This is a genomic window from Lysinibacillus sp. 10T31 (genome assembly GCF_056394365.1).
Genome location: NZ_JBFTHS010000011.1, coordinates 1 through 14,648, shown reverse-complemented (window position 1 = coordinate 14,648; position 14,648 = coordinate 1). Strand labels below are relative to the sequence as shown.

General features: G+C 36.1%; 8 protein-coding genes. 3 read left to right on the top strand and 5 right to left on the bottom strand.

Annotated features, from left to right (window positions below; genetic code table 11):
• Position 1 precedes the first annotated feature (1 nt).
• Positions 2 to 475, top strand: coding sequence for a transcriptional regulator (locus tag AC1DCY_RS08345; RefSeq protein ID WP_268636099.1), 474 nt, complete (start codon positions 2 to 4; stop codon positions 473 to 475).
• 205 nt (positions 476 to 680) lie between these two features.
• Complete coding sequence (locus AC1DCY_RS08340; protein ID WP_477349273.1) at positions 681 to 1,514, top strand: flagellin N-terminal helical domain-containing protein; 834 nt, start codon at positions 681 to 683, stop codon at positions 1,512 to 1,514.
• A gap of 122 nt (positions 1,515 to 1,636) precedes the next feature.
• On the opposite strand, the gene csaB is transcribed toward AC1DCY_RS08340, so the two are convergent.
• The 5 genes from csaB to AC1DCY_RS08315 form a co-directional block, all read right to left on the bottom strand.
• Positions 1,637 to 2,719 carry a polysaccharide pyruvyl transferase CsaB gene (gene csaB, locus AC1DCY_RS08335; protein ID WP_477349139.1) on the bottom strand — a complete coding sequence of 361 codons (1,083 nt, stop codon included), beginning with the start codon at positions 2,717 to 2,719 and terminating at the stop codon, positions 1,637 to 1,639.
• Positions 2,719 to 4,632 carry a DUF5693 family protein gene (locus AC1DCY_RS08330; protein ID WP_477349137.1) on the bottom strand — a complete coding sequence of 638 codons (1,914 nt, stop codon included), beginning with the start codon at positions 4,630 to 4,632 and terminating at the stop codon, positions 2,719 to 2,721. Before AC1DCY_RS08330 ends, csaB begins: the two co-directional genes overlap by 1 nt.
• A 20-nt stretch (positions 4,633 to 4,652) precedes the next feature.
• Positions 4,653 to 6,209 carry a putative polysaccharide biosynthesis protein gene (locus AC1DCY_RS08325; RefSeq protein ID WP_477349136.1) on the bottom strand — a complete coding sequence of 519 codons (1,557 nt, stop codon included), beginning with the start codon at positions 6,207 to 6,209 and terminating at the stop codon, positions 4,653 to 4,655.
• A complete protein-coding gene (locus AC1DCY_RS08320) occupies positions 6,206 to 6,928 on the bottom strand; it encodes a WecB/TagA/CpsF family glycosyltransferase (RefSeq protein WP_477349272.1) in 723 nt (240 codons plus the stop codon). Before AC1DCY_RS08320 ends, AC1DCY_RS08325 begins: the two co-directional genes overlap by 4 nt.
• A 527-nt stretch (positions 6,929 to 7,455) precedes the next feature.
• On the bottom strand, positions 7,456 to 9,327 hold the full coding sequence (locus tag AC1DCY_RS08315) for an S-layer homology domain-containing protein (protein ID WP_477349134.1): 1,872 nt from the start codon (positions 9,325 to 9,327) through the stop codon (positions 7,456 to 7,458).
• 602 nt (positions 9,328 to 9,929) lie between these two features.
• On the opposite strand from AC1DCY_RS08315, the gene AC1DCY_RS08310 reads away from it, so the two are divergent.
• Positions 9,930 to 13,637, top strand: coding sequence for an S-layer homology domain-containing protein (locus AC1DCY_RS08310; RefSeq protein WP_477349132.1), 3,708 nt, complete (start codon positions 9,930 to 9,932; stop codon positions 13,635 to 13,637).
• Positions 13,638 to 14,648 lie beyond the last annotated feature (1,011 nt).

The following is a 14,648-nucleotide window of genomic DNA, read 5'->3' as shown; positions in this document are numbered from 1 at the left end:
GATGATGCAAGTTCAATATATGAAGCCATTTTACACAAAAATCACGGGAGACAAACTACGTCTCGTGTTTGCTTATCAATATTTCTCTATTTTAAAAGAGAATGAGATTTTCCATTTCATTCCTATCGAAGGTAAAGAGATGATTATTAACTTGAATACACAGCAAATTGAAAATATATCTGAGGTATTTGTTTTCCAGAAAGGGAATCGTTTTATTCGACTGCCATTATATCAATTATTATTAATTACAAACGTTCATGAACATCTAGCACCGATTCTTGAAAGCGCTACTCCAAAGCCTCAGTTACCACTTGTATCTTCAGTGACTGTTGGCGAAGTAGATCAGCTCATTACAGAATTGGAGCAAAAAAACATTGATTATTTAATCGACCAGGCATTACTAGATCATAATAAAGATCTCTTTTTTGAACTACTACAACAAAAGAACCATCAACTCGGAGGTTTCGAAAATTGAATACAAGGTATTGCAATTAAGCACCTACTTTTCATATGTGAAAAGCGGGTGCTTTTATATATTGCTCGTTCTAAAGTCTAGGTTATGAAAATAAATTAATGATTATTGCTGTATAGAACCTACTAAATTAGAATACATTACCAAAAACAGTTTAAATAAATTTAACATAGACCGATATACATAACAATAGGGGGGTGGTGAAATGATGCTTGGAAATTGGTCAGCAACGGGGATGTCCATTTTAAATAATATGAATAAACATTACGGTGCAATGAGCAAGGCAATGCTTCGAATTTCTTCAGGCTACCGCATTAATAGTGCAGCGGATGATCCAGCGGGACTTGCGATTTCCGAGAAAATGCGTGCGCAAATTCGCGGTTTGAACATGGGTGCGAAGAATATCCAGGACGGTATTTCACTTGTTCAAACAGCTGAGGGAGCACTAAATGAAGTACATGATATGATTCAGCGCATGCGTGAGCTCGCAGTCCAGGCGAGCAATGATACTTTAACAGATAGTGATCGGGAGAAACTCGATTTGGAATATCAGGAATTAAAAAAAGAAATTCAACGCATCTCGAAGGATACTGAGTTTAATACAAAAACATTGCTAAATGGGGATTATGCTACAAATGGTATTAAAATTCAGGCAGGTGCCAATGCAGGTCAAAGCATCGAGCTGTTTATTGGCGATATGGGTGCTGGAGCACTTGGCCTGGACGATAAGACATCCATCGCAACTCGCGAAGATGCCAACAAAGCGATTTCCACAATGGACGATGCTTTAAAGCGTGTATCAACTGAGCGCTCAAGACTAGGTGCCTACCAAAATCGCCTAGAGCATGCTTATAACGCGAACGTAAACACGGCAGAAAACTTACAAGATGCTGAATCTCGCATTCGTGATGCCGATATCGCCAAAGAAATGATGAATATGGTGAAGGCCCAAATTCTAATGCAAGCAAGTCAATATGTTCTTGCCATGCATATGCAGCAGGCACAATCCATTTTAAATTTATTAGACCCACAAAAAAAATGATGAATTTCAATTTTTATTGAAATTCATCATTTTTATTTAAACTTCTTTCAGCTGGCGTTCAAACACCAACTGAAAGAAGTTAAAGCCTCCGGACGCAATTATGCCGAGGCATAATTGATTAACTATTTCTTTGTGAAAGTCTCTAATGCTAATTTTGCTGTCGTCTCTGCTGCATCTTGAAACGCTTGGACTTTGTGACGCATATTTTCTTGGACGGTCGTTAATTGTTCAATGACTTTTATAGATTGTTCAAACAATAAAGTCCCGTTCCAATCATCCACTTCAACATGTCCAATTATTGGTTGATCTACAATTTCAGCAAATGCATCGATTTTCGGATCATAAGAAATCGCAATAAATGGGGTAGAGTAGATGGCTGAGAAAATTAATGAATGTAATCTCATACCAATTAGCAATTTAGACTGACCAATCACCGCAATTTTTTCTTCGATCGATAAATCAGCAGGGGCGATCATACTCTTTTCCTGCATAAGTGCTGCTACTTCTTGTGAAGACTTTGCATCATGCTCACCATGCATCGGCAAGAAGACAATCTGTTCACCATGACGTACTAATCGATCGAGACTGTCCGCTATTTTTTGCTTGTAATCTACTGTTGATGGCCAGTCACGAACACTTATAGCAATATAAGACTTTGCTGATAAAGACTCATCTGCTAGCCAGTTAGTATGGAAGGTGCTACCGTTAAGGCCGATAACTGGATCCGGCACTATTAAAGCTTCGTTTTTGACACCAATCTCTGTTAAAAGAGACTGTGAGGCTTTATCTCTTACCGTTATTTTTTCTACCTTATTAAAAGCTTTGCGGACAATCCATTTACTTAAAGGATGATTGATTGGACCCATACCTTGGGCGTAAACAAATACAGGTTTTTTTAACCATTTTGCTATTTGAATAACGCCCGCATAGTAAGGAATCGTCTTCATTCCTGTTTGGTCTTGCATGAGGCTACCGCCACCACTAATGAGTCCATCTGCTGTTTTTAGTACTTGTCTGATTTCGTTCATTTTCCAACGATTCACGGCCTTAACACCGTATGTTTTTTCAGTGGCCGCTGGATTATTCGATAATACGGTAATGTCTATATCGCTTTGACATTTTCTTAAAGCTTGGATAATGGAAAGCAGAATCGCATCATCGCCAACATTATCGAATCCGTAGTAGCCAGACAATACAACATGCATTACGACCACCTCGCGATTGCTTTAGAAATAAAACGGTAACCTATCTTGAAAATTAAGATAAACACTAGTCCTACGACAAAACCAAGTGAAACGCTATAAAGTGTACGTAATGCCGACACAGCAACAGGGATGTGTAAATGTGTAAAGGTATTAACGATAGACAAGAATCCAATAACGCCTGGTACTAGAAGGATACTGCCCCATTTACGATTAATGCCCATTACATATAACCCTAAAACAAAGAATGGGAAACCAATTAAAAATTCCTTAGTTCTTGGTCGAACATATAGTATATTCTCAAGCCATTGTCTAAATGCCAATTCTGCATTACTAACAGAACCAGAATTACCAGTTCGACTGATATAGAATAATCCTATTCCTGCAACGACAATTAGCAGTAAAACATGCCAATATTTTAAATCTCTATTTAATAATGTAACGGTATTTGAAAGTGTTTTCTTTAGATCTTTATCAACTAGACGGTTGAGTTCTAGCATCACAAATAATAATACGCCTGCGATTGGAACAACATAAACAAGCTTAACGCCTTTAAATGCTTCAAAGCCTGTCATAAATGCATTGCCGTTTAATAACCCAATGACAATAACGATACCAATGACGCTAATACCTACTGCTTTCAGATATTGTAGTAATATCGAAGCGATATGAGTAGAGCCCTTAGCTGCTTTAATAACTGCATACGTTGGGGCCATAACTGCAATAATTAACGCGAATGCTTGTAAGAAAATAGTACTTTTCAGAAGGAAGTATGCAATGGCTAGAGCACTCATAAATACAACTGCTGTTATACGAAGAGGCATCCATTTCACTAGTTCTGAGATAAGGTAAGTAAATACGATACCTGCTAATAAGACAAGTGCCGTTACCCATGTTGGTACTGCAACAACATCAAACAGTTCTGGAGTGCCAGACTTGAAATGATTTGGCATCTGTTTTTGAACATCCGTTAAATAATTAACTGTTTCCTTCAAATTTTTCTCAGCATTACCTTTTGTTTTAATATGATAGAAGATAGATCGAATATTTCGCTCTTTCACTGCGCGTGTTGTACGATCAATGCTTGCATTAAGGGTTAACTTTGTCTCTCTGTTTACGTTGATGCTGTGCAAGCGAATCATATTATAATCTGTATTTTTGGCAATCTTGTCTTCACCCTTAAGGGGATTACTTTCAATTGTGTAGAAATAATAGCCTGCATTACTTAGCTTTTCAATCATTGCATTACCTGAATTCTGTCCAAATCCGATTACCTCAGTCCCAGAACCAAGTAAACGGCCTGCAGAGGTATCTTTTAATTCAAGCAATTGTTTAACGATATTTTCGTTGGCCACTTTATTGTCTGCGTTTTCTACTTTAAAGATGAGGGACAGATCGTGCTTGTTGATCATATCCATTGCAAGTTTATCGTAGCCAATTGGTGTTTTTAAATCATAACGATGGTTTGAATTCGGAAGAAAATAGAAAGACTCATCTCCTATTTGTACTTCTTCTGGCTGAATGCTGTCCTTAATGAGCTGTTGATAGCTTGCATTTTCAGGAATACTAATATAGTATCCACTCTTATTGACATCAACAGCACCTTTATAAGGTGTGAAACGTAGTTGTGCCGCTAATTCATTTTGATCGTAAATGGAAATCAGGCTTTGATGTTCCATTTCCTTCAATGTTAAAGGCTCAAGGCTAACTGTTGTAAGCCCCGCATCTTTTAAAGTGGAAAGGATTTTATCCATTGTTAAATCGCTTTCCTTATTTACTATTTGAATTTCATCATATGGAATAACCATTTCATAGGAATCATTCGATTTCTCAGCACTCCATCTCATCATGATTCCAGGTGAAGATATGATGAGCAAGAGGACCACGATTCCCCAAAGCCATTTCTGTTTCGACATAAATTTTCTACCTCTCTTATTTATGAAAACCTTTTTCCGATAATCGGGATTTTCTTTAAATCTTGTTTATTAATGGCTTTCATTAGCCATAATAATAGGAAATAAATAACACATCCAATTACAATTGCGACAGCTAGATAACCTGTTGCCCACATTCTTGACCACTTCTCAATATCAAACCATAGTGTAGGTAATCCGACTGTAGCTCCCATTAGAAGAGAAGATAGGATGATTTTGATGGTATCTTTCCCAAATACAGTGAAGCGAATTGCACGATAAATAAAAATAGAATTTACAATAAATAAAACAAAATAAACAAATAATGTTGCATATGCAGCCCCATCTAATCCGAAGGCTTGGATAAAGAAGATGTTTGAAAATATCTTTAGTACAACACCACTAATAATGATGATGGCTCCTGTTTTTGCAGCATTCATCCCTTGTAAAATCCCTGTACCAAGTAGTGTCAAAGATGTAAATACAGAGCTAAGGTTAATAATCGCTAACATTAAGCTTCCCTCTAAGTCTGTGAAAAGAGCAAGGTTTAAAGGTAAGGTTAATGCTAGTAACCCTAAAGCAGCTGGCCAAGAAATAAGATGTGTAATACGGTGTGTTTGCTCAATAATCCCACGCGTTTCATCTAATTTACGTTCTGCTATTTTTGTCGTAATAAGTGGAACGAGCGGTAATATGATAGAGGAAGCAAAAACAGTTGTAATTTGAACAAGCGTTAATCCTCGACCATAAATCCCATAAAGGAAACTAATTTCACTTGAGTCAGCTCCAGCACTTCTTAAGCCATACGTTACTGTAAAGGAGTCAACAAAGTTAAATAGTGCCATTGTGACAGAACCGATGGCAATCGGAATCGATATTTTTAAAATTGTCTTACCCCAGGATGAGAAATCGTTAACTGTATATTTCTCCTTGCTGGTCACTTTTACAGATGAGCGGAAATATTTCAAGCGTAAATAGAAGAGGGATACAACAGCCCCAATTACAGAGCCTGCCATAACACCCCCAGCGACTATATCATTGGAATAATCCATAGCAACTAGGAAATAGGCAACAATTAAAATTAGAGCAACACGCACTAACTGTTCAATTACCTGAGAGATCGCAGTCGGACGCATATCTCCATAGCCTTGGAAAAATCCTCGATAGACAGCCATATAAGGAGCAACGAGCAATGTAAGAGCAACAACAATTAACGCAATTTCTGTCGACGGGCCCCCTAAAGCATTTGCGATTTCAGTTGAAAAGCCATAAATGATTGCAAAACATAAGACGCCAAAGCATAGCGCTAGGATGCTTGCCGTGACATAAATTTTCTTCACTTTATCTGTGTCTTTTTTTGCATTGGCCTCCGCAATAAGCTTCGAAATGGCAATAGGAATTCCAGCAACCGATAAATAGAGTGCCACCATATAGACTGGATACACTAAACTGAATATACCAAGTACCTCATCGCCGGCTATATTTTGTAGTGGTATTCGGAAAAGACTACCAATGACTTTAGAAAGCAACGTGGCAATTGTTAGGACAAGTGTGCTTTTGACAAATGTTGACTGACTCATTTTGGTGCTCCCTGACCTTTAAATTTTAATGCGAAAACTTTTAAAGCAAATCGAGGAAGGACAAGCATTCTTCCAAAACGACTTGGCTGACGAAGTAGTCGGTAGAGCCATTCGAGATTTAATTTTTGCCAGATCATTGGAGCACGTTTGACTGTTCCTGCAATTACATCAAAAGAACCACCAACACCTATAAATACACCTTTGCTAAATTGATCCAGATTTTCAGTAATCCATTTTTCTTGTCTTGGCACACCTAATGCAACAAATACAAGGTCAGGCTTTAATGCAGCGATTTCATTCGCAATATCATTCTTGTTCCAATCAAAAAATCCATCATGATAGCCTACTATGTCAACGTTTGGATATGTTTGATTGATATTTTGTACAGTCTTTTCGAGCGTTTCATTTTGCGCGCCTAACAGAAAGATTTTAAAGCGCTTTGTATTGCCCACTTCCAAAAGTCGTACCATCGTGTCGTAACCAGTGACACGCTCAGGAAGCGGATCACCAAGTATTTGCGCAGCTTTCACAACGCCAATACCATCTGCACAGATATAAGTAGCTTTCTTCAGATAATTCATGACAGTAGGATTTTCATTGGCCTGCATCACGACTTCAGGATTTGCTGTAATGACGAATGTTTTTTCTTCATGTTCAATACGATTGACGAGTATATCAACAAACTCTTGCTGATTACTATGTAAAAAGGGTACGCCCATAATCGTTACATGCTTCATATAGTGTTCAAACCTTTCTTTATTTCCTTTTTCACTTCTTTCAGCGGGTGTTTGGACACCCTCTGAAAGAAGTGAAAGCCTCCGGCGGATGTCACGGAATCGGAAAGGAGTTCTTTGTGCAGGCACAAAGTCGATTCCGGACGCAATTATGCCGATGCATAATTGATCTGCAATCTATAATACCACAAAAGCAATATTGACAGGAAATTTTCGGTGATGGTTTGACATTGCCATCAGGACAATGATATTGGGTGAATTGTGAAGAAGAAGGGGAGTGGAAACGCAAATTGCATTTTCAATTTTACAGTGATCAATTTATTACCGTTACCTACCAAAATACGGTAAAAAGAATAAAGTGATATGAGAACAAAAGCCTGAAAAATTGAGTTTCTTCTATTATATATAGCATATAGGGGAATAAGCGTATCAACATGGGGAAATTTGAGTTTTTCGTGGACATAAAGAAAGAGTGCGAATTAAAATGATTCGCACTCTCCTATTTTAAAAATCTATTTTGAATCAAGGGATTCATTATTTACAATATAATCACCAAAAACCCATCCAGTTTTGCCATTAAAGATAACCTTATACCAGTTACCATTTTTCACAAATTCACCTTTGTCATCTACAACACCGATGATAAAGCTCTTTGGTTTTACAGTACCTAAAATGGATGATGTAGTAGAAGGCTCACTTCTTACGTTAAGCGTGATGTTCATATCGACAATCTGCAATCCATTTTTCAGATTTACATAATCTTTAAATAGCCAACCCTCTTGTCCATTCACCTTAACTTTGTACCAACCGCCATTTTCACCGAGCACAGTGAACGATGTATCCTTTGGTAATTTCGTGATGATGGAAGAAGCATCCGCTGTATTCGGATAAGTTCTCATATTTAGATCGTCAACCGTAGCCTGTCCAGTTGCCCCAGCTAAAGCTGTATCTACCGCATATTGCTTTGCAGGAGTAGGCAATGAAGTAGGGGAAGTCTGTTTTTGATAGACAGGTACGTCAAATACTAAGTTAGTCGTTGTATTAGCACCAGTTAATTCATACATATCATAAATCTTTTGCGCTTGGAGCACTGCCCACATGACATGAGTTGCATACTGATGGACTGTTGGGTTATCAGGATTCCAACGCATTTTATACAATGTGTCCTGCCCTTTACTAATATATTGATCTTTCACAAATTGTGCCCCACCAATAATAGCATCATTGATTGTGAACCATCCATTTGTATACGCACGTTCAGCACCATATTTATTGGCATTTGCATCAATGGCCCCAATGCCATATACATTGTAAGTTTTCTTAATAGCGGTCAGGCTATCTCGATTTTCAGTCGTTACCATTACGGCTTTACCGTCCTTATCGAGACCAACTTCAATACCATTTGCTAATGCTGAAGCTCCATTGCCTGTTTCATGCAATGCATGTGATAACAAATAGATGGCATTCACATTATGATCAACACCTGCCTGAATAAAGGCGTCTGCTGTACCAGTTAAGCTTCCTTTATTATAGAGAGCTTTTTCGTTGATCACTTTTGCATTTAGATTAGTAACAGCCGTCGATAATTTTAAAAATTGATAATAGGACGGACTATCCTGCATAAAACTTTTAGGGTGTACATAGTATGACACTAGTGCCTCGCTAGCTGTGAAAACGCCAGCACCATCTACTTTTGGATTATTCTTTGCCTGTTTATCCACCACTGCCGTGAAGTCCTGTGAGTAGTTGGTAGTGGTATATTGCTTGCCACCAACTTCAGGTGTATCTAAATGTATCAATCTATAGAGGACAGTAGCTGACTCTGCACGTGTTGCTTGGGCAAGTGGCGCAAATGTATTGTTCGGCTTACCAACAATCAGCCCTAACGACACGACTTCTTGTACATCGGCATAGGCCCATTTAGCGATACTAGCATTGTCATTAAACTTAAGAGGGGAAGCGGTCGTCTTAATGTTTTGGTAATCGAGAGCTCTTTTTAGCATGGAAGCCATTTGCTGACGATCAATGTTAGCCTTTGGATTAAACTTTCCTTTATCATCGCCTTTGACTAATTGATAGTAGCTGGCTTGCTTTATGACATCGTAATACCAATCTCCTTCACGTACATCCGAGAAGTTAGGTTTCGTAGATACTTCCGGTAAGTCAAGTGCTCTTACTAGAAATGCGGTGAATTCAGCACGAGTGACAGAATCATTCGGACGATAATTACCTGAATCATCACCTTTCATTAAATCGTGGGTAATAAGATAGTTCATTTCATAGTAGGCCCAGTGCTTAGATATATCTTTTGCTGCTACATTTGTAGGTGCTAAATATAACATTGCAATAAGCATGGCCCCGAAAATAGAGAATTTACTTTTCATTCTTTATGCTCCTTTCAATAGTTGATAAGTTCCTATCAAACTATCAAAAGTTTAGCATAAAAATAGGCAATCTATTGTTACAACATGGGAACAGATTCGTTTTTACAGTAATAATAATGAAGGAAAAAACATTCCTGCTTTGGAAATCACGTTATATATTTCTGTTTCTTTACAATTGTGACTAATCATTTACGGAAGTCTTTAAAATTTGACAATTTCGTATCTATTCCAGAAAATGCTTGGATAATGCTGAGAGTCAGGTATAATAGGAAATGGTTCTATATGTTACCAACCTGAATAAGGTAAAAATATTGGGGTATAGTGGATACCATAATATACCCGGTAAAAAAACCTTCTATATCTAAATTTATGTCATAATGCTTGAATTTAGAGAAAGATAGTGTTATATTATTGTGGAAAGTGAATAAATTGACTAGAATGGTATTCTAATACTCTTTTTCTAGTGAATTTTACTAAAAAATTTGCTTGTAGGTTTTTTTATTATTCAAGGAAGCTATAATACATACATTTAGGTTAAGCAGTACTATAGTTTTCGTTAGGATAATACCAATTTTAAGGAAATGTTAGGGAGGAATACAATAATGGCAAAGCAAAACAAAGGCCGTAAGTTTTTCGCGGCATCAGCAACAGCTGCACTTGTAGCATCAGCAATCGTTCCTGTAGCATCAGCTGCAACATCAACAATCAAGGACTTCGACAAAGTAGCACCTTACGCTAAAGAAGCAGTTCAAGCTCTAGTTGACGCTGGAGTAATCACAGGGGATGAAAAAGGAAACTTCAACCCAACTAACACAATTACTCGTGCAGAAGCAGCTAAAATCTTCGCAGGCGCGTTAGAATTAGAAGCAGAAGGTTCTGTAGATTTCAAAGACGTTAAAAAAGACGCTTGGTACTATGATGCTATCGCAGCAACTGTAGAATACGGAATTTTTGAAGGTGTAAGTGCAACTGAATTCGCACCAAACAAACAATTAACTCGTTCAGAAGCAGCTAAAATTCTTGTAGAAGCTTTCGAATTAGAAGGTGAAGCAGATCTTAAAGATTTCGCTGACGCTTCAACTGTTAAACCATGGGCTAAATCTTACCTAGAAATCGCTGTTTCAAACGGCATTATCAAAGGTACTGAAGTAAATGGTAAAACAAACCTAAACCCAAATGCTTCAATCACTCGTCAAGAATTCGCAGTAGTATTCTCTCGTGCTCTTGAGCTTGCAGATGAAACTGTAAAAGTTGACAAAGTTGAAGTAGTTGACGCTAAAACTTTAAACGTAACTTTATCAGATGGTACTAAAGAAACTGTTACTTTAGAAAAAGCTTTAGAGCCTAACAAAGAAACTGAAGTTACTTTCAAAATCAAAGATGTAGAATACAAAGCAAAAGTTACTTACGTTGTAACTACAGCTACTGCTGTTAAATCTGTATCTGCAACTAACCTTAAAGAAGTAGTAGTTGAATTCGACGGTACTGTTGATAAAGAAACAGCTGAAGAAGCTTCAAACTACACTTTAAAATCAGGTAAAGCAGTTAAATCTGTTAAGTTATCTGATGACAAGAAAACAGCAACTGTTACAGTTGTAGGAACTCTTGCAAATAACAAAGCTGATGCAATTAGCATTTCAAATGTAAAAGCTGGCGATAAAGTAATCAATGTGAAAAACGTTGAATTTACAGCAGTTGATAACAAATTACCAGAAGTTACAGCAGTTAAATCTTTAGGAACAAAATCAGTGAAGCTTGAATTCAGTGAGCCAGTTAAAGGTTTACAACAATCTAACTTTACTTTAGATGGTAAAGCTTTCTTCGGTAAAATTACTATGGGTGCTAACGATCGTTCTGTTATCTTAACTCCATTCAGTTCAACTGCTCTTTCAGTTGGTGATCATAAAATAACTGCTACTGGTGTTAAAGATTATGCTGATTTCGTTTCATTAACTTCAACTCACGACTTCAAAGTTGTAGAAGATAAAGAAGCTCCAACAGTAACTGAAGCAACTGCAACTTTAGAATCTGTTACTTTAACATTCTCTGAAGATGTTGATGCTGAAACAATCAAAGCTTCTAACGTTTATTGGAAGTCTGGAGATTCTAAGAAAGAAGCTCATGAATTTGAAGCAATTGCTGATAACAAATACAAATTCTTCTTTAAAGAAGATAAAACTCTTCCAACAGGTAAAGTAGACATTCATGTAGAAGGCGTTAAAGACTTCTCTGATAACCAAATTGCAAAAGATACAAAAGTTACTGTAACTCCTGAGATTGATCAAACTCGCCCAGAAGTGAAAAAAGTAACTGTAACAGATGCACGCGTTATTAAAGTAACATTCTCTAAAGCAATGAACGAAGATAGTGTTAAAGAAGTGAAAAACTATACTGTATTAAATAAAGACGGTAAAGTTGTTTCAGTTCAAAATGCAAAATTAGACCCGAATGATTCTAAAACTGTAATCATCAACTTATATGCAGATCTTTCTACAGGTGAAAATAAACTTACAATTAAAAACCTTAAAGATGCTACTAAGCTTCAAAACACAATGCTTGATTACAGTGATAAAATTGTAAGAGGCGACAAAGACGCTCCTGAATTTGACTCAACTGTTGTTAATACAAAAGAACGCCGTGTAGTTCTTACATTCAACAAGAAAATGAATGTTGATACTTTAGTTGATTATTCAAATTATCTTGTGAAAGTTGACGGTAAATTACAAACTTTATCATCAGATTTAGCTGATATTTCAGTAATGCAAGATGGTACTACTGTAGTTATTACATTCGCAGAAACACTTGATGGAAAAACTGTTGATTTAGTAAATGCTGGTTCAGGTAAAGCTAATGTATCAGAATTACAAGTACTTGGAGTAAAAGATGTTGCAGGTAACTTATTAAAAGAATTTGCAGATACTACAGTTTCTGGAAAAAATATCATTAAATTAGATAAATCAACTGCTTTATCTTTAGCTGATATCAACAACAAAGATTATCCTGGAATGAAAGCTGAGTTAGTTGATAAAAATACAGTTAAAGTTAAATTAAACGCAGGTGTTAAATCTGCTTCTGCAGGAGCATTCTCTTACGAAATTGCCGGTGTAGAACAAGTTAAGGATGTAGAAATTGACGGTACTTCAACTGTAAAAGTTAAGTTCAAAGATGGTGTTCTTGGAACTTCTGCTGCTGATTTAAATTTAAAAGTTGATTTTGCTAAACTTGTAACACTTGCTGGAAACACTCCAGAAGGTACTGATTACATTACTGTAAATTCTACAAAAACTAACTTATTAGATTCTGTAAAACCAGAAATTACTGATAAAGGTGTTTACGCTGTAGAAGGTAACAAAATTACAATCACATATTCAGAAACACTTCAATTGAATGCAGATCCTAAAACACACCAAGATATGATCGATGGTGATTTCCTAATTACACGTGCAAGTGACAATAAAGAATTAGATCCTATTGGTCAATACGATGTTGCTGTAAACGGAAATAAACTTGAAATTACACTTACAGATGCTCGTAAAGTAGACACATATTATAAAGTATCTGTGAAAGAATCAGCTAAATATGTAGTTGATAAATCAGTTGCTAAAAATACACTTACAAAATCAACTGGTGACTCTGCATTAGCTAAAGCTACTGCTAATGCTAATGTTACTGGTACACAAAAAAACACAGCTCAAGGTGTTGCTCCAACTGAAGCAAAAACAGCTGTAGCAGGTGTTGATACAGTAACATTTACTAATGCATTTCTTGCAGGTGAAAAAGTAACAATTGATGGTATTGATTTACCTCTTGTTACTGGTGGAACTCCTGTTGCCACTGCAACAGAAGTTGCTGCACTAGTTGCTTCTAATGCTACTTTAAATGCAAAGTATACAGTAGCTGATGATTTAGCTGGAAAATTAACTTTCACTGAAAAAGTAGGTAAAGAAGATGCAGCAGTATTAACTGCTACAACTGATTCTGTAGCTGGTAAAACAGTTGCAGCATCAACAACTGTTGGAGCTCCTGCAGTTCAAGCAACTACTGGAACAAAGCAAGTTGAAACATTAACTGTTGGACCTGCAAATTATGCTGGAGATATTAAAGTAACATTTACTGCTAATGGTAAAGATGTTGTTAAAACTGTAAAGGTTGCTGCTGATGATACTGCAGCTGTAGTTGCATCTAAAATCAAAGATGCATTTGCAACTGATCTTGCAGGTTGGGCTGTAACTAATACAGGCGCTGATGTTGTATTTACAGCTGATACAGCTGCAGCTAATACAACTGTTACAGTAACAGTTGGTAACTAATTTTTAGTTATTTGATTTCTCAATTCTATTAAATAGAATATGAATTTAAAAAAGTCCTGTAGAGAGTAATCTTTACAGGACTTTTTTCTTTTACTAGAATAATTAAGTACCATGGATCCCCAATTCCTAGTCTTTGAACATACTATATACTGACTTGTAGATAAATGAATTCAAGCCCCATTTCTATGGCAGAGAGGGGGCTTTTTCTAGTATAAGAAGTTAATGTGGAATAGGATTGAATGGAAATAATAAGCGAAAAAATTTTGAGATTCGACATATGTAGTTCGTCTATTTAAATTAGAGGCTTTAGTTTTCAATGTAGAGTTTATAGAAATGAAAACCCATTTCAATAATTCTCGTCTATTTCATCAACAAATTCAATTACTTGTTAATCTTCAAATTTTTCCACAATCTCATCTTCCACTATTGAAATTGAAGAACACCGCCTCTTAAAGATTAGACCTATTTTTATTTTATCTCATGAGAATGCTTTTAAAATTGTTCCATCAATAGCTCAGTTTTGTAATGCTAAAAAGTCTTAAGTTGCCTTTTCTAATAGAAGTTTTTAAATTTTGTTTTGTATTTTAAGCATAAATATAGATATGCCTATAGATTATATTTCAAGTGAACATTTAAACTTTTCCTTTTATATAACTATCCCATTTTAATTTATAGGTTTAAAAAATATAAATTTGGTAAATAACTATACTAATTTATTAACCTGAAAGGAGTTAAAAGACTAAAAGTGACACAGAAATACTGGGAAAGCACTCGAGAAGATATCCCGATATTAACAAGAAAAGTTATAAATGAATATTTATTGAGTTTAAAGTTGACTAATAAAGCAGAAGTATAAATGCTAATTTAAATATGTACATTCCTGCTTGAATAACGATGTACAAAAATGCTCTTTCATTTCATACTAATACCGAGGTGTTAGTATGCATATTCAACTAGAGATTGAGACTAGAGATTGAGACAGAATTTAAAATTAATAGTCTTTCAGATTTA

Excerpts from the sequence above, each read along its gene's own strand:
- AC1DCY_RS08340 (WP_477349273.1), top strand. The coding sequence starts at position 681 with ATGCTTGGAAATTGGTCAGCAACGGGGATGTCCATTTTAAATAATATG.
- AC1DCY_RS08345 (WP_268636099.1), top strand. The coding sequence starts at position 2 with ATGATGCAAGTTCAATATATGAAGCCATTTTACACAAAAATCACGGGA.
- AC1DCY_RS08330 (WP_477349137.1), bottom strand. The coding sequence starts at position 4,632 with ATGTCGAAACAGAAATGGCTTTGGGGAATCGTGGTCCTCTTGCTCATC.
- AC1DCY_RS08310 (WP_477349132.1), top strand. The coding sequence starts at position 9,930 with ATGGCAAAGCAAAACAAAGGCCGTAAGTTTTTCGCGGCATCAGCAACA.
- csaB (WP_477349139.1), bottom strand. The coding sequence starts at position 2,719 with ATGCATGTTGTATTGTCTGGCTACTACGGATTCGATAATGTTGGCGAT.
- AC1DCY_RS08315 (WP_477349134.1), bottom strand. The coding sequence starts at position 9,327 with ATGAAAAGTAAATTCTCTATTTTCGGGGCCATGCTTATTGCAATGTTA.
- AC1DCY_RS08325 (WP_477349136.1), bottom strand. The coding sequence starts at position 6,209 with ATGAGTCAGTCAACATTTGTCAAAAGCACACTTGTCCTAACAATTGCC.
- AC1DCY_RS08320 (WP_477349272.1), bottom strand. The coding sequence starts at position 6,928 with ATGGGCGTACCCTTTTTACATAGTAATCAGCAAGAGTTTGTTGATATA.